Consider the following 25,570-nt stretch of genomic DNA (forward strand, 5'->3'; position numbering starts at 1 on the left):
ACCGGTCGGTCGGGGTGGTATGACCGAATCAGTGTTCCGGACCGATATGTGGTGAAACTACGAACAACGGCGCCTGGATGGGGTGGTCAGGTCGGCAGCGACTGGGTCACTGTCACACCGTCGTGGTTGCGGATCGCTGGGGTCGCGGCGAAGGCATCCGAGACGCGTACCGCGTAGACCTCGCTCATCCGTCCCAGTGCTTCGGAGAGCTCGAACCATCCGGCGTCTACGCTCTCGTCGGTGGCGCGTGGTTTCCCCGACAGTGGGCGGCAGCGGAACACGAGAGCGATGATTCCGCGGGACAGATTCTTGTAGCTGCCGCTGAGGCTTTCTACCGCGACCGACACGCCGGTTTCTTCCAGGATTTCTCGTTTTACTCCGTCCTCGAAGGTTTCGTCGAGTTCGAGAACGCCACCCGGTGCTTCCCACCGGCCGTTGTCGCGTCGTTGGATCAACAGAACTCGCTCGTTCTCGTCGACCACGACACCGGCCACGCTGACGGAGTGTTTCGGGTCATCCGACACGGCGGCCTCCCGAGAAAGTCGTTACCGATCCGATCGTGTACTCGGCAGCTGCTGGTTCGGAGGCGGTATCCGCGGTCGGCCGTGCGGCAAGACCTCTTCCGGAAGAGGAGCCGTGGTCCCGGGGAACGCGAGCGCGTTCCCGGGCTCGCGAGGTGGATCAGTCCTACCGCTCCCGGCGACTGAGCCAGCCGGTTGGGATCCAGTTCGGCGCGGACCAGCGCCCCTGCTCCAGCTCCCCGTAGAGGTCCAGGTATGCCCGCTGCACGGACCTGATCGCGTCCTCGGGATCGATAGGCCCAGCTATGGTATCCGCCAACGATCCTGCGGTGAGTCTCATTGGGGATGGAGGTATGGCCCTGGGCAACGTGGTTACCGGTGACCGGCGACTCTAGGTGTCGTCAGCGGAGGTAGTGTTCTCCGCTCTGGATCAGCTGTCCAAGCGCCCGGTTCTCACGGTGTCGATGAAAGCCCGCCAGCTTCCGGTATCCAGTGCGAGTGGGCCACGCTCCCTGTCCTTGGTGTCTCGTACCAGTCGGAAGCCCTCGGGTGAGGACGCGATCTCCACGCAGTTCCCGGTTCCGGTGCTGTAGCTGCTTTTTCGCCATTGCCGACTCGGTAACCCGGTCCGTGGGGCGTTGCTCAAGACAGCTCCTCGAATGCGCTGTGGACGAGATCCAGTGATTCGCGGGGTGAGAGAGCCTGACTCTGTACAGAGGCCAGGGCGTGCAGATAGCTACGTATCACGCCGTCGCGCTCGTGTACGGTCCAGGAAGTCACGCCATCAGCATAAACGGCCTCGGGAGTGGTCGTCTCGTCGGGCCACTGAATGATCGCGAAGGATTCACCGAGCGCGGCGTGGGCGTCCGCGGCGAACGGAACGATCTGGATGGTGACGTCGTGGGTTTCGACCATCCTTTCGATGTGGCGGAGCTGTTCCCGCATGACTTCGCGTCCGCCGATACGTTGGCGAATCGCGGCTTCGCCGAGGACAGCCGTCAGGCGCACCCCATCGGAAAGACGCTGTTGACGTCGCATCCTTAGCTCCAGGTAGCGATCGATGTCGGCTACCCGGATGTGTGGGGACACCGCTGTGATCACTCGTTCGGCGTATTCGCGGGTCTGCAGCAGACCTGGCACGAGGTCGCCTTCGTAGGTCCTTATCCAGGATGCGTCGGCTTCCAGCTCGATGAGTAGCTGTACGGCTTCGGAGAGGATGTCGCCGTAGTCCTGCCACCAACCGGGCTCTTCCGCTTTCCTGCGAAGAGTGTCCAGCTGGGTCACGACCTCTTCTGGGATGCGCAATGCTTCAGCGGTCGCCGCGAGCACGGGTGGCGACAGTTTCGCCTTGCCCGCCTCGATTTTCGACCACGTGGCCTGGTGGATACCGACACGATCAGCCAGCTCGGTACCAGACAGGCCGCTCGCCGTCCGGTAGCTCTTCAGTCTGTTGCCGAGTCGGCGACTGCGAACTGTTGGTCGCACGTTGACTCCTTCCGGTGTGGAGATGAGCAGCTCGTATCTTTACCCAACTGATGGATTTCATGCTATGCATAATGCACGGCATTATTTTCAACATGGATACGCTACCTAAGGGTGAACGTTAGATCACGAAGCGCATCCATCCGAAGTTGCCTTGTCAACCGACTCCAGTGAGGCGAGTGCCTCTGATCGGCAGTCGGAACTCCGTCAATCCCGAAGCGCGATACCGAAAGGTCGGATGGCCATGAACCACCAGTCGATCGAAGCGAGCGGAATCCGGAACCACGCGCAGCAGCGGGCCACCGAAGACGGGAGGTCGCAACGGCAGGAGCAGGCCGACTGGCTGGACTCGCTGGTTCCCGATCCGTCGGAGGTGCCGTCGCTCTGCGACGAGCCACGATTCGCCGAGCTGCTGCGAGGCATCGTCGCGGACCACGCTCCCCACGTGTTCGCGATCGTCCAGGAATACGGCGAGCGGGTCGACGGCCGGGTGGCGGCTTGGGGAATGGCCTTCGACGAGAGGGCCGAGATAGTGACGGTCGAAGGGGACGTGTGGATGAGCCTGCGAAGTCCGGAAGCGGCGTTGCCCAACTTCCGTTTCGGTACCCGCATCCGATCGAGACTGGTGTGGTTCGACCGCGACGCGATCACCTCGGCAGCAGCGGAGTGCACCTGAACAGAAGTCACGGGCGTCAGCCGGTCGAGGCAGGGGAGCGTGATCGTGTGCTGCGCGCTCCCCGAAACCGGATCGGGCCTACCGTTCCCGGCGACTGATCCAGCCGGTGGGGATCCAGTTCGGCGCGGACCAGCGCCCCTGCTCCAGCTCCTCGTACAGGTCCAGGTAGGCCCGCTGCACGGACCTGATCGCGTCCTCGGCGTCGGCGGGTTCGGCCGTGGTGTCCGGCGCGGGCAGCTGCGTCACGCGCAGCCAGCGTTCCTCCCACAGCGCCTCCATGGCTGCGTTCCACCGCAGCCGGACCCCTTCCTCGACCTCCTCCTGCTGCCGTTCGGCCTGCTCGACGAGGTCGCGCTCACCGCTCAGTTCCCGCTCCAGCCGTTCGACACGATCGCGCTCGAGCTCGTGCAGCCGCTCCACCGCGTCGGTGGCCAGCGCGGCGATCTCCTTGTAGCGCTCGGTATCCGTACCGTGTCGTTCCTCGGGAACCCCGGAAGCACCCGCTGCCTCAGTCATCGGTCGCCTCTTCCCCGGAGATGTTGGACGAAACCGTTTCCGGCCCGCGCGGTCTGGGAAGGTTGTTCGGCTCCGCCGTGACCTCCTCCGGTTCCCCGGTGGAACCGTCCACCGCTTCGGAGAGGTCGAACGGCAGGATCACCTCGGGATGCGAGTGCACCGAACGGTCGAAGAACAGGCCGCGATGTACCCGGGGTGACCACGTGATCAGCTGCCCGGCCGCCAACGGCGCGAGCTCCTGGCCCTGCACGTCGAACGCCACCCAGGCACCGACGTCGTCGGTGGGTCCCATGCCCAGCGTGTTGCGCAGCCGTTGGGCGCTGCGCCACCAGCCGATGGTGTGCACCCCGCACTCCGGACCCTGCTTGAGCGTCTTGCGCAGCTGGTCCAGTCCGCTGACCCTGCTCTCCGGCTCCTTGCGCTCCAGTATCGACTGCGCGGCGTCCACCGCGTAGCACAGCAGGTAGTGCGGCACGGCGTCCGAGCCCGTCCCACCGGACCCGCTGCGTTCGTCGACCAGATCGGACAGTCCTCGCAGCGTCTCACCGAGTTCGCCGGGGCCGATGAAAGTGACCGTGTGCCCGGCATCGCGCAGGGTGCTCGCGACGGCCCACGCGTCCTCGGAGGTGTCCTCGGTCAGCGTCGCGATCGTGAACGCGGCCCTGCCGGGTGAGAACTGCCGCCCGAGGGAGAGCGCGCTCGTCCCCAGCACCGCCGTGGCGTCCACCTGGGCCGAGCCCAGCACGGCCAGGTTCCTACCCGGGGAGCGCTCGAACGACAGCGCCGCGGCCGTGCCCCGCACGTCGATCACCTGCCCCAGCAGCACCCTCGGACGACGTGTCGTCACCGGACGCAGCTCGTCGAAGTCCGAAGTGCCGATCAGGCCGGGCAGGTGCGAACCGTCGAACAGCCGGGGCGGGAGGGCGTTGCGCCTGCCGGTCTCCCAGAGGTGCCGTTCCCAGAGCCGGTGCTGCAACGAGTCGAACGTTTCCGAAGCGGTCGCGTCCGGCACGCGGACCACCTCGTTGCCGTGCTTCACACCGGACTCGTGGTTGACCACCGCGTGCCAGCGGGGCAGTTCCAGGGCGGTGGTGTTGTTGTCCACCAGCACCCGGCGCGCCTTCGGCAGCGCCACCCGGAGGATGAACTGCTCGAAGATGGCGGGCTTCCCCCAGAACGCCTCGATCCCGGAAACGTCCTGACTGGCCAGCACCAGGTGAATCCCCTGGGATCGCCCACGGCGCGCGACGTCCTCCAGCAGCGTGGCGGCCTGACTGGACACCGCGTCGCGTTCGGCGAACAGGTACTGGAACTCGTCGATCACCGACACTATGCGTGGCCATCTTCCCTTCGGATCCCGCTGCCGCAGTTCCTCCAGCTTGGTGACTTCCTGCTCCTTGGCGGCGTCGGCCCGCCTGCGCATCTCGGTGGCGAGGAAACGCAGCAGCGCCAACCCGAACTCGCGGTCGGTGTTGACGTTGACCCCGACCAGTCGTGCGTGCGGCAGCCAACTCGGGTCCCGGTTGCCGGGCGTGAACTGCGCGAACGACACGCCTTCCTTGAAGTCGAGCAGGTACATCTCCAGCTCGTCCGGGCTGTACCGCGCGGCCAGGCTGCCGAGCATGCCGTACAGAAAGTTCGTCTTCCCCGAACCGCTCGGCCCACCGATCAGCGTGTGCGGGCTGGTGTCACCGAGCGAGATCCGCACCGGTTCACCCTCGAAGAATCCCACCGGGGCCGACAGGCCGGTGGTGGAGTCCTGCGTCCACAGTTGCTCGGGGAGCAGGTCGTCGAAGGTGCGCACCCGTGCGCGCCTGGACTGGAACGTTTCCGAGATCGCGGAACAGGCCCTGCTCACGCGCTCCCGGGGCGGGACCTCGTCCGGGCGGATCGCCAGGTGTGGCCCGGTCATACTGCTGCGAGCCAGATCGGGGGCGAGCAGCGTCACCGATTCCAGCGCGTTGTTGACCGTCATCGGCAGGTCCACCACGATCAGCTGAATCCCGCAGGCGAGCCCGTTGCGCGCCACACGTTGCAGCTGCTGTTGCTGCTCCTCCTTGAGCGGTTCGCCGTCCCCGAAGAGCACCGCCACCCGCCAGGGCTCACCGCGGTGACCCGTCTCGGCGGCCAGCGATTTCAGCGAGGTGTGACCGCCGAGCAGCGCGGTGGTGTGGATTCGGCGGATGTGCTCGGCCAACTCCTCCAGCAGGTCGTCCAGTCTGGTCGGATCGTGTGCGGTGAGCAGTCCGGAACGGGTCAGCGGGAATAGCCCGGGCAACGTGCCCGTCAGCCGTGCGGTGTCCCAGACGTGCACCCGGATCAAGCCGGGTTCGTAGTAGGACAGCATGCGCAGCAGCAGGTTCTGCACCAGCGATTCCGCGGTGTCCCTCGTGGCGCTTTCCAACGTTCCGGAGCGGCAGGTGATCCGCAGGTGCGACTCGTCGAGCAGCGGAACGGCCGCCGGGAATTCGGCCGCTTCCGGAGCGTCCGGGGCGTGGGCGGTGCCGAAACGCCACAGCGTGGGGGCGGGGATACGGGCGTCCGCCGTGCCGATGCTGCCGAGCCATTCCCGCCACGGCGCAGCGGCGGTGCCGGGAGCGGCCTCGGCAACCAGCTCGCCGAGCTGTCCCGGGCCGCGCGCGGTCCACTCGGAGAACACCTCGGTACGTTCCTCGACCGCTTCCTCCAGGGCGCGGCGGAACTCGGCCTGTTCCGAACCCTCCAGTTCCCCCGGATCGCGTGCGGCGGCCGTAACCCCGTGCCGCGCGATGCGCAGCGCGTGTTCCCGCTTGGCGCTTTCCGCCCTGACACGCGCGAGTTCGTTGGCCGCCGCTCCACGAGCCGTGGCGGCAGTGGCGCTCAGCCGATCGAAGGCTGCCTGGATGGCGCCGCGCCGTTCGTTGCGTTTACGCACACTCCACCTCGGTACTCGCATCACTGACCGTAAGCAAACTACCACCGATCACACCGTCCGTTCGGCAGTGTGACCCGTTCCTCGTAGGTATGTCGGGTGATGCCCGCCCGCCGTGGCGGAGTCCCGAGCAACCTCCCGTTCGGGAGGTTCCACTCGGGACGTTCGTCCTCGGTGGAACGCTCGCTCCGCGTCGCGAGCGCTCTCGGAGTCGGGAGCGGTACCGGACTTCCGAACGCGGCGTGTCCGCGACCGTCGTTCGACACGCGCGGACACGCCACAGCACGAAGTGCGTCACAAGCCGGTGACGAACCGGCGAACGGTTTCGTCCACCTGTTCCACGGTGGACAGGGTGCGTTCGATCTGATCGTCGGCGCGGTGCATCCCCTGCGGCACCACGGTTTCCGGGTTGTCCGGATCCATCCGTCGCAGCGCCGACTCCGCCTGGTGCAGCGCGGTACGCGAGGTCACCAGCTGCCGCTGGGCCTGTTCGAGGTGATCCGATACCGTCCGCAGTGCCTGCTGGAGCTCTTCGAGTGCCGACACGGTGTCAGAGCCGTCCCGCGTAGTTCTCTGCCGAGGTGATGCTGGCGTTGATGGTGCCCTGGATGCCGTTGAGGCTCTGCGCCGCCTCGGCCAGCATTCCGTAGGCGTGCTGGATCTCCTCCTGCCCACTGCCCTGCGTGGCCGTCGCCAGTGCCTGCTGCGCCTCCTCCAGCGAGAGGGTGGCCTGTTGTAACGCGGCCACACTCTCCGATGCCTTCTGGTTGGCGAGCGCGATCCCCGCGCGAACCTCTTCCACACCTGCCATCTGTTTCGAGCCCCCTCCGGGATGGTCGTTGTCGGATGCCCCTTGCCGACCGTTCGGTCGTCCTGGCCGAACACCGATGTCGATCACCAAGTTAGCGCTCCGTGTGCGCCCGGCCGTTCTCAGGTGGCCACCGGGCGTGTCCGTGTGAGACAGGCACGCGAAGCCGACCACGGTCCCGGCCGTACCCGTTCGACGGGCCGGGTCGGTTCGAGAGGCCGGGTCGGTTCGACGGGCCACACCGGTTCGATGTTCGGGATCAACCGGGGCGCCGATTGCCCTGACGCGGAGAGCGATCGGAGGTGTCCGGTGCGCCGGTGCCGGTGTTCGGGGCGGTGGAACCGCTCTGCCACGCCTCCAGCAGCATGCGTTCACCCCCGGGGACCAGTTCGCCGACCAGCTCCGGAGCGTCCACGACCGTCCACGCGCTCGGTGGTTCGCAGGAGACCCGACTTCCGGTGAATCCACTGCCGAGCGTGTGCAGTGTGTTCCGCACCGCCCGTGCCAGGGTCGCCGAGGGGTTACCCGTGCTCGGATCGGCGGTTTTCCGACTGATCGTCACCGAACGGCAGCCCGGCTCCTCGTCGGAGCAGTCGGTCGTTCGGACCACACGGCCGTCGAGGAGCTCGACCACGCCGGCGCAGGCATCACGAGCCGTCGCCTCGTCCTCGGCGGCCACCACCACGGTGATCAGCAGTTCCATGCCGGACTCATAAGCGGTCACGTCCGACATTGTCCCGCTCCCCGCCGCGGTGCTGTCGATCGTCCGATGCGTTGACGTCGCACCGGCGAATCGCCCGGAAGAACCGGTTCAGTCGGCCTTGCGGTGCTTGCCGCCCGTACCGTCCTCGGGGCGGGGGATCAGGTGTCCCGGTCGCGGTTCCGACTCCGGCCGGTGGTGTCTGCCGAATTCCGAGGTGGTCATCGCCTCGGCCGGTACCACGCGGGGCCCGGAGTGGGGCTCGCGCTGCTCCGGTGTCCGCGCGGCCGTGTCGTGTGTCGAGGAACCACGCGGTTCCGGAACGGTCACACCGGCGAGTTCGTAGTGCTCACGAAGCCGTCTGCCGTCCTCGTCCGAGAGGTGGCCGTGCTCCGCCTCCACGCGCGGAGCCGTACGCACCTGCTCCCGGGAGACATCGAGGTTGAGCGCCCCCTCGGCGGCAGCGGCGTCGCCGAGCGGTACGAAGCTCTCCCGCACTCCCAGTGGCCCGGAGCGCACCGTGATCCATTCCGGCCGGTGCGTCGCGTCGTCCACGTAGACGTTGCCGACACGTCCGATACGCGATCCGTCCCGGTCGTAGACTTCGTTTCCGATCAGGTCCTGCGCGGCTGGCACGTCGTTCATGGACTCCGCCTCGATCGTACGGTCGGGTACCGAGTCGTGGTTCGGGAGCGGCGATGCGCTCCGAAAACTCACGCTGCCTGGGCCGGGATCCACCCGCAACCCGTTCGAGGAGGCCCTTCACGCTTTCGAGTGACCATTCGGCAGGAGTTCCACCCGTGCGGCGGAATCAGGTATTTAGTTCTCTCCCGATGAAAGTCACTACATCGTGTAGTACTTCCTCGGTGTTGGTCTCGTGGAACAGGTCGTGCCGGGCACCCGCGTAGCCGTGCTCGTGGAACTCCGGGCCGCGCAGCTGTTCCATGCCCTCCCGGCTGTCGGCCTCCGGAACCAGCTCGTCCTCCTCACCGTGCAGCCACAGCGTGGGCACGGCCAGGCCGGGTCCGCTCCGAATCGTGCGCAGGATCTTCGCCACGGCTGTCAGCGTGTGGCGCGGAAACGGTCCGTGATAGACCAGCGGATCCGCGAGGTACTCCCGACCGACCTCCGGATCCCGCGAGAGGCTCGCCGGATCGATCGGGGTGCGCGGGATGTGCTCGTCCGCCAGCAGGTCCAGCGCGTTGAAGGTTCCCAGAATCGGAGCCGACAGCACCAGCGCCACCAGGTGCTGCTGGTACGACTGGGCGTGCCGCACCGCCACCGTGCCCCCGAGCCCGTGCCCGATGGACACCACGGGCAGTCCCGGGTACCACTCGGTAGCCCGGAGTCGGAGGGTCTCCAGATCGGCCACGAGGCGTTCGACGTCCTCCACCACGCCGGCTTCGCCCTCCGACTCGCCGTGTCCCACCATGTCGGCGGCACACACCACGGCCCGCGAAGCGGCCAGCTTCTCGGCCAGCCGTCGATAACGTCCGGCGTGCTCGGCGTAGGCGTGCGAGAACAGCGCGATCCAGCCCGGTTTGTTGCCCACCCAGCTGTGCACGGCCAACCGGCCCTCGTTGCCCGAAAGTGTCCACCGCTTCGACTCGATCATGCGATCAACCCCAGCACACGTTCCGGCAGCCACCAACTCCGCTCAGTGAAACGCCGTGGCGCTGACGTGCCCGTTACCGCAGACTCGACCGTAGTCCCACCGCAGGTGGAACATCTCGGTCTCGTCGGGAGGAGTCACCCGCAACGTCGACGGCAGTGGTTCGCAATCGCCGTCCCCGGAGCCGCTGCCACTGGGAACGACTCCCCAGTGCAGCGTCGTCGAGGTGGTCTCACCGGGAGCGAGCCGCACGTTCGACGGTCCCGGATCCGCGGCCCACTCCACGTCGGTGGGCAGCGCCGTTCCGTTGGAGCCGGTGAACTCCAGGCCGGGATAGCCGTACACGACGCAGGTCCTTCCGGTGGTGTTGCGCAGCGTCAGCTCCGCGTAACGCTGCCCCGCGCCGGGGTGACCTCCCTCCATCGAGGCCGCCATCATCGAAGTGTGGCAGCGCGAGGACCCGGAACCCTGCTTCGTGGCCGTGTCCTCGGCCCCAGCCGCGTCCGCGTTCCCGCCTCCCGTCCCCGTGTCGGTCGACGTCTTCGTTTCCCGGTGATCCGCCGGAGCGGCCGAGTTACCCGAGTCATCACCCGTGGAACCCGTCGCCTCGTTCGTCGGTGTCGTGGTGTCCGACCCCGACTGTTGCTCCAACGCGTTGCCCGCCGAGTCGGCTACTCCGTTCGTGCTCGCCGGTTGCTGTCCGCATCCTCCGAGCAGCGCGCCCGCGAGCAGCGTGGTCGACACGGCGAGCACGCGAGTACCGAGTTTGTTCGATCGGTGCGGGACCATTGAGGTCACCTCCCGTTCCCACCATGTCGCGGTGGGCTCGTCGTTGCCCGGTTCTTGTTGTCCCGTAAGACGTGTCGGTCGCGGCGGGGTTGTTTCCGTATTCCCGGATTGGGCGAGATCACGCCGCATTTCCGTTTTGTGTGACCTGCTGCGAAACCCCTTCGATTCGTCGCGGCGGGTGGCTTTCCGTCCCGTCCGACCTCACGACTCGTCGCCGGGCGACAGCGCCGAGTGTTCCCCGGCTACCCGTTCGTGTGGGGTCACTCACTGCGCAGCGGGAAAAGTCGATCTCACCGAGTGCTCGGACCGCCTCCGTTCCGGCCGTCGATGTGCTGGTGTGCGGTCCGATCCGGTACGCGGGGACGAACACCACCGATTCACCGGAGTGGCCCGGCTGTTCACCTGATGTGTTCTACAGTCGTGCGCGGGGATGTCCGAGTCGCGCCGCGGTCGGCCCCGCGGTGATGCGTCCGTGCCGGACGGTGTGCCGTTTTCCGTGGCGGCCGAGCGCACGGGCCGGTCGCGGTATCCGCCCGACCGTGTCGGGGTCACATGCGGGAGAGTCGGGGGTGAACCCCGATGCCGGTGAGGCCCCGGTGGGCGAGATTGGTCTCGATACAGTTCCGGAGGAGCCACATGGGAGGTTCGAGGCACATCCGATACCCGAAACGATCCCGGACACTCGAAACGAGACGGCGTCACCGGTGCGATGGACGGCGGTCTCATGAGCGGACGTGATCTGACATGACCACGATCGCGGTGTTACTCGCGGCGGTGGCGGCTTTCGGCAACGCCTTCGGTGCCCACCTGCAACACGGTGCGGTACATGCCACGATCTCCGATCGCAAACTGGGGGTTCGCAGTCAGCTGCGGCTGGTGGGCAACAGCCGTTGGCTGTTGGGACTGATCTGTCTGGGTGGCGGAACGGTGTTGCACGCCCTGTCACTGGGGTTGGCGCCACTGACCGTGGTACAGCCACTCGGGGTGCTGGCACTGCCGCTGACCGTCCTGCTGAGATCCCGCGAATCGGGGATCGGCCTGGACAGGTTGCCGCGCTCCTCGGTGCTCGCCGCGCTGGCCATAACCGCCGGGGTGTCCGCGTTCGTCTTCCTCGCGGTGCGCAGCGCCACCCCCACCGCCGTGAGCCCACAGGCAGCGGGAACGGCGATCGAGCTGGTGACGGTGGCCGTGCTCACGATCGGGCTGATCGGGTTGTTGACCAGCGGATCGATGCGCTGCATCGCCTACGCGTCCGGGTGCGCCGTCGCCTACGGCCTGGTCTCGCTGTTGTTGCGGGCGGTTTCCCAGCAGGTCACCTCGGGGCGGCTCGCCGACATCGAGTTGTGGTTGCTGCTCGGTATGGGTGTGTCGGTGCTGATCGGTGGGTGGCTGTTGCAGCACGCCTACGCCAGTGGTCCGCCGGACCTGGTCGTCGCCTGCCTCACGGTGATAGATCCGCTGGTCGCGGTCGGGCTGGGAATCGGTTTGCTGGGGGAGGCCGACGCCGTCGGTCCCGGGACCGCCTTCGCCGAGGGGGTGTGTGCCGCCGTGGCCTGTGCCGGTGTCTTCGCGTTGGCGCGTTACCACCCGGACAACCGCGGCAGCGGCGCACATACCGTGACCCCCAACGGCAGTGACCGACGGGTAACCTCGGTCGATAGTTCGTAATGGGAGTAGCAGTGACTTCGCAACCCAGTGGGCGGCCGCTGCGGATCGTGCTCGGAGCAGTCATGTATCCGCCCGATGTCAACGGTGCCGCCAGTTTCGCCCACCGCCTGGCCACAGGACTGGCCGCACGTGGCCACGAGGTACACGTGATCTGCCACGCCCCGGACCGCCGTTCGTACACCGCGACCGAGGACGGCGTCACCGTCCACCGGGTCAGCTCCTACGGCACCCCGGCACATCCGACGACGCGGGTCTGCCCGCCCTGGCGGGCCTCCGCCGAGGCCAAACGCCTGCTGCGCGAGATCCGACCGGACGTGGTGCACGTCCAGTCGCACTTCTTCATCGGCCGTGGTGTGATCAACGCCGCCCGCCGTATGGGGATTCCACTGGTGGCGACCAACCACTTCATGCCGGAGAACATCTTCGGTTATCTGCCGATCCCCCGCTTCCTGCAGTCCACGGCCGCCGCCGTGCTGTGGCGCAACCTGGTCAGGCACTACAGCAAGGCCGCCACCGTCACAGCGCCGACCCCTCGCGCGGTACGGCTGTTGCGGGAGCACGGTTTCGACAAGCGGGCACTGCCGATCTCTTGCGGCATCGAGATCGACCGCTATCGCAGCGCCGCGGCCGAGTACCGGGAACAGCATCCCGCCCCGGCAGTGCGCACCGTGCTGTTCGTCGGCAGGCTCGACGAGGAGAAACACGTCGACGATCTGCTGCGGGCCATGTCCCTGCTGCACACCGACGCCGCCACCCGCTTGGAGATCATCGGTGACGGCAGCAGGCGTGAGTCGCTCGAACAGCTCGCGGCGGAGCTCGGTATCGCCGACCGGGTGTGCTTCGCCGGGTTGGTCGACGAGGAGGAGCTGCTCGCCGCCTACGCGCGTGCCGACGTGTTCTGCATGCCGAGCATCGCGGAACTGCAGAGCCTGGCGACGATGGAGGCGATGTCCGCCCGAACCGCCGTGGTGCTGGCGAACGCGATGGCACTGCCGCACCTGGTGCGGCCGGGACGCAACGGCTGGCTCTACCCGCCGCGCGACGTGCACGCCCTGGCGAAGGCCATCGACGAGGTCGTCACCGAACGCGCCACCATCGACGGCATGGGGGCGTTCAGCCAGCACATCATCTCCGAGGCCCACGACATCGAAGCCGTGCTCGCCCGGTTCGAGTCGGTCTACCACCACCTGATCGACCCGGTGCACACCGACGACCCGGCCGAGGTTCACACCGAGCTGGCCGGCTGAGCAGCCACCGCCGAGCGGTCCGCCGCGAGTGCCGTCACCGCGAACGGAAGCGGTACTCCCGGACGGCCCGCCCGAGCCACGAGGGATGAACCGAAAGGAATCCGAGCCGCCGATGCCAGCAGCCGATCACGAACAGCTCCCGGCCACTTCCCTGCGCGGTCGCAGAAGCCGCGAGCGGCTGGACGTCGGCGGCAGCGCGCTGCACTGCTGGCGATACGCCCCCGCCGTGTCCGAGCCTCCGGAGGCCGGAAGTCCCGAAGCCGATCACCCGTTCGGTGGGAGTGCGGAGCGCTCGCGCCCTCCCACGCTGCTGCTGCACGGGTTGCGAGGCACCCATCACGGGCTGGAACCACTGGCGGCGGCACTGCCGGAACGGGAACTCCTCATCCCCGACCTGCCGGGCTTCGGCGACTCGGGACCGATGAGCACGCGACGGCACGACGTCGCCGGATACGCCCGGACCGTGGTCGAGCTGCTGCGCCGACTCGATCACGGCGGGGAACGGATCGACCTGCTCGGGCACTCCTTCGGCTCGGTGATCGCCGCCGCCGTGGCGGCGGGATCACCGGAGCTGGTACGACGACTGGTGCTGCTCAATCCCATATCCACCCCCGCCTCGCACGGCCCCGCGGCGCTGCTCGCCCGGTTGACCTCGGTCTACTACCGGATCGGTGAGCTGTTGCCCGCACGGCTGGGCAGAGCACTGCTCTCGAACAGATGGATCGTGCTGGGAGCGAGTCACGCGATGCTGCGCAGCCGGGATCCGAGGGTGCGGCGCTTCGTGCACGACAGCCACCTGCGGCATTTCAGCCGGTTCCACAGCCCCGCGCTGCTCGTCGAGACCTATCGCTCCTCGATCTCCGACACCGTGGCCGACCACGCCGCCGAACTGACCGTGCCCACGTTGCTGATAGCGGGGGAGACCGACGAGATAGCACCGCTCACCGGGCAGCGACGGATGCGCGACTCGCTCGTGGACGCCAGGCTGGAGGTCATCGAGGAGGTGGGGCACCTGGTGCACTACGAAGCCCCACGGCACGCGGCCCGTTCGATCCGACGCTTCCTGGACGCCGCGTGATCCCGCACCCGGATCCCGAGGTCGAGCGCCGCGCCGTTGGGGAGGACGACGGCGGGCAGGAGGACACGGCGCCGAAACGGGTGTTCGTCGACGCCCGCTGGACACGAACCGACTTCCCGGACGGCATCAGCCGTTACGGAGCCGGGATCGTCGAAGCACTGCACCGCCTCCGCCCGGTCACCATGCTGATTCACGACAGGCGCCAGTTGCGGCTGCTGCCGGACGGAGTGCCCTACCGGTTGATCAACAGCCCGTTCTCGCCCCGGGAACTCCTGGTGTCGCGCACCCTGCGACGGCTGGGGGCCGAAGTGGTGTTCAGCCCGCTCCAGGTGATCGGTGGATTCCGGCGCCGATACGTTCTCGTGCTCACGCTGCACGACCTGATCTACTACCGCGATCCTCGCCCGCCCGGTTTCCTGCCGTTGCCGGTCCGGGTCGTGTGGTGGCTGTTCCACCACGCGTGGTGGCCGCAGCGGCTGCTGCTCAATCGGGCCGACGCGGTGGTCACCGTCAGCGAGACGACCAAGCGGTTGATCGCCCACCACCGCCTGACCGCTCGGTCGGTGACGGTGGTGCCCAACGCCCCGGGGGAGGCGCACGCCTCGGTCGACCGGCCGGACGCGGTGAGCGGAGCTACCGAGTCGTCCACCGCGACCTCCGAGGACGTCGCGGTGGACGAGCCCGACCGGGGGGAGGGCGCTCCTCGCGGGGAACTGCTCTACATGGGGTCGTTCATGCCCTACAAGAACGTGGCGACCCTCGTCGCGGGAATGGCCCGCTTGCCCGGTTATCGTCTTCACCTGCTCAGCCGGATACCGCCCGAGCGGGAACGCGAGCTGCGCCGGATCGTCCCCTCGAATGCCGAAGTGGTTTTCCACAACGGCATCGAGGAATCCGCGTACCGATCGTTGTTGCGTCGTGCCGCCGCGTTGGTCACGGCCTCGCGGGACGAGGGATTCGGGCTGCCGGTCATCGAGGCGATGAACGCCGGAACTCCGGTGGTGTGCAGCGACATTCCCATCTTCCGTGAGGTGAGTGGCGGTAACGCGTGGTTTTTCGACGCCGATTCGGCCGCGGAATTCGCCACGGCGGTGCGCCGCACCGAGAACGTCGAATCGCGCGGTTCCGTGGTCGCGGCGGCGCGTGCGCACGCGGCCGGATACACCTGGGACGTTTCCGCCCGAAAACTGTCCGAACTGATTTCCCGGTTGTAGGTCCGTTCCGCCTGATTCCGCCGCGTCGTTCCCCGGCCTCGGCCGAACTGCCTCCCCGATGTCGTGGCCCCGGAGCGAGAGCCCGCGGGAGGTTCCGTCAAGCGAGCACCCCGACAATCCGACCGGAAAGCTCCGATCAGTGCGTCCAGACCTTGATCGCCCGCACCACGTACGGTGCGCGGGGTACGAAGCTGCCGCCGGGATAGGTGCTGAAGTCCGCGCTGGTGGCGCATCGCGCGTCCTGGTAGACCGTGACCGGTCTGTCCATTCGATTGACGAAGGAACGTGCCTCGATGTCTCCGTTCAGTCGTACGCATTCCTCCATGTTCGTGCCGCGCAGGTCGGAGGAGTGCTCGTTGCCCGCGTAGTCGGTTTCCGACCAGGCGCAGAACACTCCGACGTCGCAGGGCCGGTCGGTACCGGGCACCGCACCCGCCGCGAGTGGCTGAACCGATCCGCCCAGCAGCAGAGCCGCCAGCAGCGGGAACAAGACCCGGCGGACTCGCGGGACGACCGGGACCCGGAAACCGCCGCGCGGGAATCCGTGGTGCGGGTACGTGCCGTTGTCGCGAGTGAGCATGAAACATCACCTTCCGTTCCGTTCGGGGGAAGAGGTGTGATTCCCGATCGGGACACCTGTGATCAACATGCTCAACCGGTGCGCGCGCTCGCCAGCGAATCCGTCGGATTCACCCCGGAAGTGTGGTTTTCCGGTTTCGTCGTCGGTCCCGCGCCGGCCGGACGGCGCGATGCTTCGCGGCCTGGGTGGCGTGTTTCCGGGGTTTTCGATCTCATGGAAGTATGCAGCGGATCGTGTTGGGAAAGACGGATATGGCGGTGTCGCGAATCGCCTTCGGAACCTGGCAATTGGGTGGCGAATGGGGTTCGTTCGACGAGGAACAGGCCATCGCGGCCATTCGGCACGCACGGGAACTCGGAGTCGATTTCTTCGACACCGCCCAGGCATACGGCTTCGGCAAATCCGAAGAGGTTTTGGGTCGGGCGTTGCGCTCCGAACTGGAACGGGACCGTGACAGTCTCGTCATCGCTACCAAGGGCGGTATCAACCCGGGCGGGGAGCGCCCCAGGGACGCCCGGCGCGCGTCATTGCGGCAGGGAGTCACCGAGAGCCTGCGTGCGCTCGACGTCGACCACATCGATCTCTACCAGGTGCACTGGCCCGACGAACAGACCCCGGCCGAGGAGACCGCCGCCGCGCTGCAGGAGCTCGTCGACGAGGGCAAGATCCGGCACGTGGGGGTGTCCAACTACGACGCGGCCCAGCTCGCCGACTTCGACCGCACCCGACCAGTGGAGACGCTGCAGCCGCCCTACCACCTGTTCCGGCGGGGTATCGAACGGGAGACGTTGCCCTACGCGCGGCAGCACGACATCGGGGTGCTCGCCTACAGTCCACTCGCGAGTGGACTGCTGACCGGCGGACTGCGCCAGGACACCACCTTCGAGGCCGACGACTGGCGTTCGCAGTCCTCCGCCTTCACGGGTGAGACGTTCCGGCGCAATCTGGAGGTGGTCGACCGGCTCACGCGGTTCGCCGCCGACAAGGGCGCCGACGTCAGTCAGCTCGCGATCGCGTGGGTGCTGGCGCAGGAGGGGGTGCACGTCGCCATCGTGGGGGCGCGGAGTTCCCGCAACATCGAGAAGAGCCTCGCCGCCGCGGAGCTGCGGCTCGATGCCGAGGAGCTGGCCGAGATCGAACGCATCACCGCTCCGGGCGTTTCCATCGAGGGCGCCAGTCCGGAGGGCGTGGCCTGAGCTGTCGCTGCCTGACCGGTCAGGGCCTGACCGGTAACGGCCTGACCGGTCGATGAGGACGTGCGAGCACCACCTCCGCACCACGGACGCGGTGCCCCGGAACTCCGGAACCGCTCTTCGGAACCGCTTCGGCGGGGGACTGTCACCACGTGGCCGCGGCGGTTCCGGTTCGTCCACCGCCGCGGTCCGGCGTGACCTCGGGCCGGGCCACGACCGCAACCGACATCCGGATGGGACGCTGAAGCGATGCACGAGTCCGATCCCTCCTCCTCCACGCCGCTGGTACTGCGGATCGGCCACGAAGAGCTGCTGATCCGCAAGCGCTACGAAGTGATCAGTATCGCCAACGACATCCTCATCGCGCTGTGGTTCATGGTGGGCAGCATCCTCTTCTTCTGGGAGGCCACCACCACCGAGGGGACCTGGCTGTTTCTGATCGGCAGTATCGAGCTCGCCATCCGTCCGGCCATCCGGCTCAGCAGGCGGGTGCACCTGCGCAGACTGCGCGGTCGCCCGTCACGGCACGACAACGACTCCGAGCAGGACTTCTGAGCCCTGCCCACGGCGATTCCGCGAGAGATCGACGGGGCGAGGGCCGTGCCGACCCGACGGTTTCGCGAGAGATCGACATCCCGCCCGCCGCGCGACGATCGTGCCCGCCGCACAACGATCCGCGAACATCGCGGGGTGATGACGTGGTGCCAATACCCCCGAGCGGGTGATAGACACTACTGTGTCACCAGTCACGCCGACCGGGGCTCGGTCCGTACCGGCTCTCCCGGGGCGCTCTCACCCCACCAGAACGAAAGAGCCCGATATGCAGGCACTGATGCAGGACCGTCCGCTCACCATCCCGCACATCTTCCACCGGGCGGAGCGGCAGTTCCAGGACAAGCGAATCGTCACCACCACGCTGCGCGGCGAGGTCGAAAGCACCTACGCCGAGTGGGCCTCGCGCGTCCGGCGACTGGCCACCGTGCTCGACCAACTCGGGGTCCCCGAAGGGGCCAGGGTGGCCACGTTCGGCTGGAACACCCAGCGTCACCTCGAACTCTACTTCGGCGTGCCGTGCACCGGACGCGTGCTGCACACCCTCAACATCAGGCTGTTCGCCGAACAGGTCTCCTACATCGCCGAGCACGCCGCCGACGACGTGGTGTTCGTGGATCGTTCGCTGCTCCCGATGCTGTGGCCCGTGGCCGATCAGCTGACCACCGTGCGGTACTTCGTGGTCCTCGACGACGGTGCCGACTCCGAGATCCCGGACGATCCCCGCATCCGGGACTACGAGGAGCTGCTCGCCGCCGCCGAGCCGTTCCGCGGTCGCTTCGAGGTCGCCGACGAGAACGCGGCCGCCGCGATGTGCTACACCTCCGGCACCACCGGTCAGCCCAAGGGCGTGGTCTACTCGCACCGCTCCACGGTGCTGCACTCCCTGGTCAGCCTGACAGTCGATGCGGTGGGGCTCAGCGAACGGGACACCATGCTTCCCGTGGTGCCGATGTTCCACGTCAACGCCTGGGGGCTGCCCTACGCAGCGATTTTCGCGGGTACCTCGATCGTGTTCCCCGGTCCGGCGATGAAGCCCGAGGCGCTCGTGAGCATGCTGGAGCGCCATCGCGTCACCACCACCGCGGGCGTGCCCACCATCTGGATGGGGATGCTGCCGTTGCTGGGCGACCACGACCTGTCCAGCCTGCGGGTGGTCGTCGGCGGGGGTTCCGCCATCCCCACGGCCCTGTCCGAGGGGTGGCGCGAGGCGATCGGCATTCCGATCACCCAGGCGTGGGGCATGACCGAGACCAGCCCGCTGGCCTCGGTGGCCAGCCCCCGCAGCCACCACGACGGATTGAGCGCCGAGCAGCTGATCGAGGTGCGTGCCACGCAGGGCCAGGCCGTGCCGCTGGTGGACCTGCGCATCGTGGACATGGACACCGGGGAGGAACAGCCGTGGGACGGTGCCACGCCCGGTGAGCTGCAGGCGGCCGGTCCCTGGATCGCCTCGTCCTACTACGGCGACGAGGGGCGGGACGCGTTCACCTCCGACGGGTGGCTGCGCACCGGCGACGTGGCGACGATGGACGAGCACGGTTTCGTTCGGCTCGTGGACCGCACCAAGGACCTGGTCAAGTCCGGCGGCGAGTGGATCTCCTCGGTCGAGCTGGAGAACCACATCATGGCCCACGAGGACGTGGCCGAGGCGGCGGTGATCGCCAAGCCGGATCCGAAGTGGACCGAGCGCCCGGTGGCCTGCGTGGTCACGGAGGAGGGGAAGCAGCTCACCTCCGAGCAGGTGTTCGACCACCTGCGGCAGCGGGTGGCGAAGTGGTGGCTGCCGGACGAGGTGTGGTTCGTCGACGAGCTGCCCAAGACCAGCACCGGCAAGTTCTCCAAGAAGACGCTCCGCGAACAGCTGCTCGGCTGAACAGCTGCCCGAACGGTTCGCCCGGGGCCGCCCTGGGGATCCTCCCGGCGGTCCCCGGGCGCCCGCGGTCGAGCGGATTCCCGCGGTGGCGCCGCTCGGGGTCGGATCGAGCCTTCACTCCGCTTCGGGCAGCACGAGCCGGAAGGTTGCTCCTCGCCCGGCGCGGGTGTCCAGCTCGATCCGGCCACCGTGGCTTCCCGCTATGGCCGCGGCTATCGCGAGCCCCAGGCCGCTGCCGCCGTGTTCCCGGGTGCGGGCCGCGTCGGCCCGGTAGAACCGGTCGAACACCTGACCCGCCTGTTCGGGGGTCAGTCCCGGCCCCGAGTCGGTGACCTCCACGATCGCGGTCGGCGTGCCCGCCACCAGCTCCGGGCCGGACGCCCACCGCGCGGGGCCGTTGAGCCCGCCGCTCGCGCTGCCTGCCGGGGCCGTGCCCACCCGAACCCGGATATCGGTGTCCGGCGGGGTGTGCGACAGCGCGTTCGAGACCAGATTGCCCACCACCTGACGCAGCCGGTGGGAGTCCCCGATCACCCGCACGGACTCCAGTTCCGTGGCGTCCGGGCGCAGCGGGTCCAGCCGTACCCGCGAGGATGACTCCCGGTGCGCGGTCCCGCTGATCGCGTCGGCGGTCACCGAGAGCAGGTCGACCTCCTCCCGGTCGTAGACCGGCTCCTGGTCCAGCTTGGCCAGCAGCAGCAGGTCTTCCACCAGCAGGCTCATGCGTTCGGCGTTCTGCTCGATCATCCGGTGCGCCTCGTGCCGCTGCTCCGCGGGCAGGCTCTCGTGCTTGAGCACCAGCTCGGCGAAACCGCGCATCGAGGTGAGCGGTGTGCGCAGCTCGTGTCCCGCGTCGGCGACGAACCGCCGCAGCCTGGCCTCGGAGGACTCGCGTTCCCGCAGTGCGGCCCGCAGTCGTTCGATCATGGTGTTGAGCACCCGGCCGAGCCTGCCGATCTCGGTGTGCGGATCGGTCTCGCGCAGGCGCAGGTCCAGGTTCCCCTCGGCTATCGCGCCCGCCGTACGTTCCATCCTGGTCAACGGCAGCAGCCCGAGGCGCACCACCCACCGGCCGACCGCGATCAGCCCCACCACGGTGGCCAGCAGCAGTGCCGAGTTCAGCCAGAGCAGTTTCGACACGGCCCCTTGCAGCGTGTCCAGCGGTAGCGCGACCACCGCCGAGCCCTCCCCGGGGACGTCCTGCCGCAGTACTCGCCAGCTGCCACCGCCGGATCTGGCGGGCACGGTGGTCGGTTCCCGGTACTCGGAGAAGCTCCCGGCCTGCCCCGTCCGCAGTTCCGGGCCGTTCTCGGGTCCGCTGCCCAGCGACTTACGCAACTCGCCGCTCGGGGTGTAGAAGTACACCCGGAAATCGGAGGGCAGCCGCCGCTGTCCGTCGTCCGGTTCCCCCGGTATCGGGCCACCTATCGCCTCCGGCCGGGGCGGCCGGAAATCCTCCAGCTGTTCGTCCACCCTGCCCAGCAGCCAGGAGCGCAGCACGACCACGCCGATCACCTGCGAGGCCAGCACGGCGAGCGTGGCGAGCAGGGTCGCGCCGATCAGCAGTCTGCGCCGCAACGAGCGGGCACGCAGCCAGTCCGGAACAGTCACCCCACCCGTCACGACGGCGCCGTCCCGGTGTGTTCCCGCGGTAGCCGGAGGCAGTAGCCGACGCCGCGCACGGTGTGTATCAGCGGCGGCTCGAACCGGTCGATCTTGCGCCGCAGGTACCGCACGTAGGTCTCCACGATCCTGCCGTCACCGGCGAAGTCGTAGTTCCACACCTGATCGAGGATCTGGGTCTTGCTGACCACCCGCGTCGCGTTCGTCATCAGATATGACAGCAGGTTGAACTCGGTGGGCGAGAGCTGGATGTACTCGCCCGCCCGGTGAACCTCGTGCGCCGCCTGGTCCAGTTCCAGATCGGCGTAGCGCAGGGTGTCGGAGTCCGCCGCACCAGTGCTGCCCTCCTCGTGGCCGGTGCGCCGGAGGATCGCCCGGATGCGCAGCAACACCTCGTCCAGGCTGAACGGTTTGGTGACGTAGTCGTCGCCACCGGCCGACAACCCCTCGATGCGGTCGTCGACCTCGGTGCGTGCGGTGAGGAACAGCACGGGCGTCTCCAACCCGGCGGCCCGCAGCCCGCGGGTCACCGCGAACCCGTCCAGATCGGGCAGCATCACGTCGAGCACCACCAGGTCGGGGCGGAAACGTTGCGCTTCCACGAGCGCCTGCTGCCCGGTCTCGGCGACACCGACGGTGTAGCCGGCGAGCCGCAGCGTCGATTCCAACAGGATGCGGATGCTCGACTCGTCCTCGACGACCAGGATCCGCCGTTCGACGGCCGCGTCGGATTCGCCCATGCTGTTCTTCCCGCTCGGTCTTTCACTCACACTCGTACAGCGTCGACGACTGCCCCGTGCCCGAACTCGATCCGCCGGAACCGGATCCGGACGCGTCACCGTCGTCGCTGCTCTGATTGCCGGTCTGACTCCGGTTGTCGGTCTCGCTCTGACTGTCACTCAGATATTCGGAGGAATCCACCTCGGAGCAGTTCCGCTCGATCCACTCGCTCCGCTGTTGGGAGTAGCCGCCACCACCACCGGGACCGCCGCCCCGGCCGCCGCCACCGGGACCACCGCCCGAACCGAGGACGTACCGCAGTTCGCCGTTGTCGGTCCACTCCGCCAACTGTGACACCGAGGGAGCGTTGTCACTGCCGGTGAAACCGCCCATTCCGATGACCGTGGCGTCACTGTGCAGGATATATGACGAGGCCGACATGGAGCCGCCGCTGATCGCCAGCTTGATGCGAGCCGATCCCGAATGCTGGATCGCGTAGTCCAGGATCGCCTGTTGCCGGTCGCTCAGCGAGGTGCCACCCCGGCCGCCTCCCGGTCCGCCACCTGCCGGGAAACCACCGGAGCCGTTGCCGCCCCGACCACCTCCGGGACCGCCACCGCCGAAACCGCCCGTGCTCGACGGCCCGGCCGTCGGGTTGGTTCCTCCCATGCCGGTGGATCCTCCGGCCGGTTCGCTGATCGCCCAGGCACCCGGCGCCAAGAGTACGGCGACCATCGAGCACGCCGCGGCCAGCGGCAACAGCCGCGACCACTTCCAGCCTACGGCCAGCAGCACGACGGCCAGCGTCCCGACACCGAGCACCGCCCAGGCCAGCCAGCCCATCCAGTCGGGAGTGCGTCGGATGATCACTGCCGCCCAGCAGACGGTCGCCACCACACCGAGCATGCCCGCGGCGGGTACCCAGCGGGACCCAGCACGATGGGCGCGCACCAGCAGCACCACCAGACCGCCGCACAGCGCGGCGACCGCGGGCGCGAGCTGTGTCGTGTAGTAGGGATGGATCGTGCCCTGCTGGAACGAGAAGACCGCCCCGCAGATCAGCAGCCACAGTCCCCAGAGTGCCCAGCCGTCCGCGGCCAGTGGTTGTCCCACGGTTCGATCACCGCCGCGCCGCAGCACGCCGACCGTGATGGCCAGCAGCAGCGCGATCAGGCACAGCGGCAGCAGCCAACTGATCTGGCCGGCCAGCTGGTCGTTGAAAAGCCGCAGCGGTCCGGCGTTCCCCGCGAAACCACCACCGGGGCCACCGCCCTGGCCGCCGCCTCCGCCCGGGAAACCGCCGCCACCGGTGAGCTCACCCGTGCCGCCGGGAAGACCGTTCGAACCGCTCGCCGAGCCACTGTCGGAACCGTTACCGGACCCAGTGGCGCCGCCACCCGGACCGCCGGTACCTCCGCCGCCGGGGCCTTCGCCGCCGAACACGCGGCCGAGGCCGTTGTAGCCGATGACCAGGCTCCACGCCGAGCCGTCCTCACTGCCACCGATGTAGGGGTGGTCGCCCGGCCAGAGATCGACCATCGCCACCCACCACAGCGACGACACGAGCAGCGACACCGCCGCCGCCCCCAACTGCGCCAGCTTCGTTCCCCAGCCGAACCGGGAGCCGATCAGCCAGACCGCGGCGAAAGCGGGCACGACCATCCAGGCGGCCAGCATCTTCGTGAGGAAGCCGCAGCCGATCAGTGCCGCCGATCCGCACAGCCAGAGCGTGGCGTTCCTACCGCGGGTGGCCCGCGACGCGCGGGTCAGCGCGTAGGCGGCAGCCACCAGGAACAGCATCAGCAGCGGGTCCGGGTTGTTGTCCCGGTTGATCGCCACCGTGATGGGGGTCAGCGTCAGCACCAGGGCGGCGATCAGCGCCGCGCTCTCACCGGCCCAGCGCCGTACCGTGCGGTGCAGCAACAGCACGGTGAGCACGCCCTCGACCACCTGCGGCAGGATGAGCGCCCAGCCCTGCGTGCCGAAGATCTTGCTGCTGATCACCTGGGGCCACAGCGCGGCGGGTGGTTTGTCGACGGTGACGACTCCTGCCGGGTCGAACGACCCGAACAGGAAGTTCACCCAGCTCTCGCCCATCGACTTCACCGCGGCCGAGTAGTAAGTGTTTCCCCAGCCCAGCGAGCCGATCGCCCAGCCGTACAGTCCGGCCGCGAGCACCAGGATCGCCGCCAGCGCTATCTTCGACCACAGTGGGCCGCTCGCGGCGCGGTGGCCGGTGGGGCGCTGTTCACCCACCCCGGAGTCACCTACTCCGGGTTCACCTCCCCCGGTCGCATCGGTGATGGTTCCCGATATCCGCGTGGAACCCATGTGGTCGTCGTCCTCCGTTGGTTCGGTACTCAATTCGTCTCACCACTTTCCCGCCGTGGTGAGCTGGAGTCGTCGCGGCGGAACACCGTTGTCCGCAGCAGCAGGAAACGAATGGCGGTGACCAGTACGGAAGCGCATGCCAGCACCACGGATTCCGCGGCGGGGGAGGCGTCGCCCGCCGCCGAGTCGTAGAGCAGTACGGCCGCCGAGGTCACCAGGTAGCCGAGCAGGAACAGCCCGCCCGCGCCGATGTGGGCCCGGCCCAAACCGGTCTTGGAGTCCCGGAAGGACAACCTCCGGTTCGCCTCCGTGTTCAGGATCGTCAGCACCAGCAGTGAGACGAAGTTGGCCGCCACGGCGGGCCACCACTGGCGCAGCAGCCAGTACAGCACCGCCTGGCCGATGGTGCAGAACACCCCGATCAGCGCGAAGTAACCGAGCTGTCCGGACAACCGGGAGCGCTTGGACTCCGGCGCCAGCACCGCGTCGGGGTGCTCGGAGGTGACCGGACCGCGTGCGGGGACGGCGACCCGGGCGGCACCGGTGCGTTTGCGGTGGGCGATCCGCCAGAGCCCGCGCAGATCGTCCACGGCGGTGTTGAACACCTTCACCCTGCTGTCGGTGTCCTCGACCCAGTCGACCGGAACCTCGTGGATCCGCAGGCCGTTGTACTCGGCCAACAGCAGCAGTTCGGTGTCGAAGAACCACTCGTTGTCGTTGGCGGCGTGCAGCAGCGGGCGCAGCGCCGGGGTGCGGACGGCCTTGAAACCGCACTGGGCGTCGCTGAAGCGACTGCCGTGCGTGAGCCTGATCAGCTTGTTGTAGCAGCGCGAGATCAGCTCGCGCCGGGGTCCCCGGACCGTGCGGGCCGCGGGGGCGAGCCTGCTGCCGATGGCCATGTCGGAGTGACCGCTGGCCAGCGGCGCGACCAGCGGCAGCAGGCCGTCCAACCCGGTGGACAGGTCCACGTCCATGTAGACCGCGATGTCGGCGTCGGTGTTTCCCCAGGCCGTGCGAAGCGCGAGCCCGCGCCCCTTGCGATCGAGCCGCAGGCAGTCGACCCCCCTCATCTCCTCCGAGAGCTGTTCGGCCAGCTCGGGGGTGCTGTCGGTGCTCGCGTTGTCCACGATCGTGATGCGCCAGGGAAACGGGAAGTCGTTTCGCAGCCGTTCGTGCAGCGTCGTCACACAGCCGCGCAGAGCGCGCTCCTCGTTGTGGACCGGGATGACGATGTCCACCGTGCTCGGGCCCAGCGGCGGGGAGGTGGTTTCCGGGGAGGCTCGTTCGGTCGTCCCGACCGGCTCCTCGTAGGGAAACTGGAACGTCGCCCCGCAGCGCTCGGGGCTCGTCGGACTCGCGGTCATGGCTCCTCTAACGCGAAGGTCGATTCGGCTCTGTGTCTGAACGGATGGGGGAACATCCGTGGGCCCGGTACCGACTCTGGTCCGTTCGACTGGGTGTGGGCGGGGTCGC

General features: G+C 68.2%; 25 protein-coding genes. 8 read left to right on the plus strand and 17 right to left on the minus strand.

What is annotated here, in order from left to right; genetic code table 11:
- Nucleotides 1–86 precede the first annotated feature (86 nt).
- The 4 genes from BM394_RS04630 to BM394_RS04640 form a co-directional block, all read right to left on the minus strand.
- Nucleotides 87–524 (minus strand): NUDIX hydrolase, encoded by a 438-nt coding sequence (locus BM394_RS04630; protein ID WP_092974287.1) that lies wholly within the window; start codon nt 522–524, stop codon nt 87–89.
- Between the two features lie 163 nt (nt 525–687).
- Nucleotides 688–840: a hypothetical protein gene (locus tag BM394_RS22685; RefSeq protein WP_175529958.1), complete on the minus strand. Its 153-nt coding sequence runs from the start codon at nt 838–840 to the stop codon at nt 688–690.
- Nucleotides 841–951: 111 nt separating this feature from the next.
- On the minus strand, nt 952–1,167 hold the full coding sequence (locus BM394_RS23495; protein WP_092974290.1) for a DUF397 domain-containing protein: 216 nt from the start codon (nt 1,165–1,167) through the stop codon (nt 952–954).
- On the minus strand, nt 1,164–2,006 hold the full coding sequence (locus BM394_RS04640; protein ID WP_175529959.1) for a helix-turn-helix domain-containing protein: 843 nt from the start codon (nt 2,004–2,006) through the stop codon (nt 1,164–1,166). The genes BM394_RS23495 and BM394_RS04640 overlap by 4 nt, the downstream gene beginning before the upstream one ends.
- A gap of 241 nt (nt 2,007–2,247) precedes the next feature.
- On the opposite strand from BM394_RS04640, the gene BM394_RS04645 reads away from it, so the two are divergent.
- Nucleotides 2,248–2,679, plus strand: coding sequence for a hypothetical protein (locus BM394_RS04645; protein ID WP_217643348.1), 432 nt, complete (start codon nt 2,248–2,250; stop codon nt 2,677–2,679).
- A 78-nt stretch (nt 2,680–2,757) separates the two neighbouring features.
- On the opposite strand, the gene BM394_RS04650 is transcribed toward BM394_RS04645, so the two are convergent.
- The 8 genes from BM394_RS04650 to BM394_RS04690 all read right to left on the minus strand — a co-directional run bounded on the left by BM394_RS04650 (nt 2,758) and on the right by BM394_RS04690 (nt 10,015).
- Complete coding sequence (locus BM394_RS04650; protein WP_092974296.1) at nt 2,758–3,195, minus strand: hypothetical protein; 438 nt, start codon at nt 3,193–3,195, stop codon at nt 2,758–2,760.
- Nucleotides 3,188–6,109 carry an FtsK/SpoIIIE domain-containing protein gene (locus BM394_RS04655; RefSeq protein ID WP_092974299.1) on the minus strand — a complete coding sequence of 974 codons (2,922 nt, stop codon included), beginning with the start codon at nt 6,107–6,109 and terminating at the stop codon, nt 3,188–3,190. Before BM394_RS04655 ends, BM394_RS04650 begins: the two co-directional genes overlap by 8 nt.
- A 291-nt stretch (nt 6,110–6,400) precedes the next feature.
- Complete coding sequence (locus BM394_RS04665; RefSeq protein WP_092974306.1) at nt 6,401–6,652, minus strand: hypothetical protein; 252 nt, start codon at nt 6,650–6,652, stop codon at nt 6,401–6,403.
- A gap of 4 nt (nt 6,653–6,656) precedes the next feature.
- The gene (locus BM394_RS04670; protein WP_043575913.1) at nt 6,657–6,917 is read right to left on the minus strand and encodes a hypothetical protein; all 261 of its coding nucleotides are present in this window, start codon (nt 6,915–6,917) and stop codon (nt 6,657–6,659) included.
- Nucleotides 6,918–7,173: 256 nt separating this feature from the next.
- A complete protein-coding gene (locus BM394_RS04675) occupies nt 7,174–7,647 on the minus strand; it encodes a hypothetical protein (protein ID WP_092974309.1) in 474 nt (157 codons plus the stop codon).
- Nucleotides 7,648–7,725: 78 nt separating this feature from the next.
- On the minus strand, nt 7,726–8,259 hold the full coding sequence (locus BM394_RS04680) for a PRC-barrel domain-containing protein (RefSeq protein WP_092974312.1): 534 nt from the start codon (nt 8,257–8,259) through the stop codon (nt 7,726–7,728).
- Between the two features lie 166 nt (nt 8,260–8,425).
- Entirely contained in the window at nt 8,426–9,229 is an 804-nt protein-coding gene (locus BM394_RS04685; protein ID WP_092974315.1) for an alpha/beta fold hydrolase, read from the minus strand.
- Nucleotides 9,230–9,271: 42 nt separating this feature from the next.
- Nucleotides 9,272–10,015, minus strand: a complete 744-nt coding sequence (locus BM394_RS04690) for a DUF4232 domain-containing protein (protein ID WP_175529961.1) — start codon at nt 10,013–10,015, stop codon at nt 9,272–9,274.
- Between the two features lie 744 nt (nt 10,016–10,759).
- Here BM394_RS04690 and BM394_RS04695 point away from each other — a divergent pair.
- The 4 genes from BM394_RS04695 to BM394_RS04710 all read left to right on the plus strand — a co-directional run bounded on the left by BM394_RS04695 (nt 10,760) and on the right by BM394_RS04710 (nt 15,222).
- The gene (locus tag BM394_RS04695) at nt 10,760–11,683 is read left to right on the plus strand and encodes a DMT family protein (RefSeq protein WP_092974321.1); all 924 of its coding nucleotides are present in this window, start codon (nt 10,760–10,762) and stop codon (nt 11,681–11,683) included.
- An 11-nt stretch (nt 11,684–11,694) separates the two neighbouring features.
- Nucleotides 11,695–12,930, plus strand: coding sequence for a glycosyltransferase (locus tag BM394_RS04700; RefSeq protein ID WP_245779970.1), 1,236 nt, complete (start codon nt 11,695–11,697; stop codon nt 12,928–12,930).
- Nucleotides 12,931–13,042: 112 nt separating this feature from the next.
- Complete coding sequence (locus tag BM394_RS04705) at nt 13,043–14,008, plus strand: alpha/beta fold hydrolase (RefSeq protein WP_092975045.1); 966 nt, start codon at nt 13,043–13,045, stop codon at nt 14,006–14,008.
- Nucleotides 14,009–14,088: 80 nt separating this feature from the next.
- Complete coding sequence (locus BM394_RS04710; RefSeq protein ID WP_092975048.1) at nt 14,089–15,222, plus strand: glycosyltransferase; 1,134 nt, start codon at nt 14,089–14,091, stop codon at nt 15,220–15,222.
- 136 nt (nt 15,223–15,358) lie between these two features.
- On the opposite strand, the gene BM394_RS04715 is transcribed toward BM394_RS04710, so the two are convergent.
- Entirely contained in the window at nt 15,359–15,802 is a 444-nt protein-coding gene (locus tag BM394_RS04715; protein ID WP_092974324.1) for a peptidase inhibitor family I36 protein, read from the minus strand.
- 221 nt (nt 15,803–16,023) lie between these two features.
- Between BM394_RS04715 and BM394_RS04720 the strand changes: the two genes are divergently transcribed.
- The 3 genes from BM394_RS04720 (at nt 16,024) to BM394_RS04730 (ending at nt 19,423) form a co-directional block, all read left to right on the plus strand.
- Nucleotides 16,024–16,998: an aldo/keto reductase gene (locus BM394_RS04720; RefSeq protein WP_217643349.1), complete on the plus strand. Its 975-nt coding sequence runs from the start codon at nt 16,024–16,026 to the stop codon at nt 16,996–16,998.
- 246 nt (nt 16,999–17,244) lie between these two features.
- Nucleotides 17,245–17,550: a YrhK family protein gene (locus tag BM394_RS04725; protein WP_092974327.1), complete on the plus strand. Its 306-nt coding sequence runs from the start codon at nt 17,245–17,247 to the stop codon at nt 17,548–17,550.
- A gap of 265 nt (nt 17,551–17,815) precedes the next feature.
- Nucleotides 17,816–19,423 (plus strand): long-chain fatty acid--CoA ligase, encoded by a 1,608-nt coding sequence (locus tag BM394_RS04730; RefSeq protein WP_092974330.1) that lies wholly within the window; start codon nt 17,816–17,818, stop codon nt 19,421–19,423.
- Between the two features lie 114 nt (nt 19,424–19,537).
- Here the strand turns inward: BM394_RS04730 and BM394_RS04735 are convergent, their stop codons facing one another.
- The 4 genes from BM394_RS04735 to BM394_RS04750 are packed head-to-tail and all read right to left on the minus strand — an operon-like array spanning nt 19,538 to nt 25,461.
- The gene (locus tag BM394_RS04735; protein WP_245779972.1) at nt 19,538–21,034 is read right to left on the minus strand and encodes a sensor histidine kinase; all 1,497 of its coding nucleotides are present in this window, start codon (nt 21,032–21,034) and stop codon (nt 19,538–19,540) included.
- Between the two features lie 8 nt (nt 21,035–21,042).
- The gene (locus BM394_RS04740) at nt 21,043–21,786 is read right to left on the minus strand and encodes a response regulator transcription factor (protein ID WP_092974333.1); all 744 of its coding nucleotides are present in this window, start codon (nt 21,784–21,786) and stop codon (nt 21,043–21,045) included.
- A 22-nt stretch (nt 21,787–21,808) separates the two neighbouring features.
- A complete protein-coding gene (locus tag BM394_RS23500) occupies nt 21,809–24,130 on the minus strand; it encodes an ArnT family glycosyltransferase (RefSeq protein ID WP_217643350.1) in 2,322 nt (773 codons plus the stop codon).
- Complete coding sequence (locus BM394_RS04750; protein ID WP_092974336.1) at nt 24,127–25,461, minus strand: bifunctional glycosyltransferase family 2/GtrA family protein; 1,335 nt, start codon at nt 25,459–25,461, stop codon at nt 24,127–24,129. The genes BM394_RS23500 and BM394_RS04750 overlap by 4 nt, the downstream gene beginning before the upstream one ends.
- Nucleotides 25,462–25,570: the final 109 nt, after the last annotated feature.

This window comes from Actinopolyspora lacussalsi subsp. righensis, from assembly GCF_900116555.1.
GTDB lineage: Bacteria > Actinomycetota > Actinomycetes > Mycobacteriales > Pseudonocardiaceae > Actinopolyspora > Actinopolyspora lacussalsi.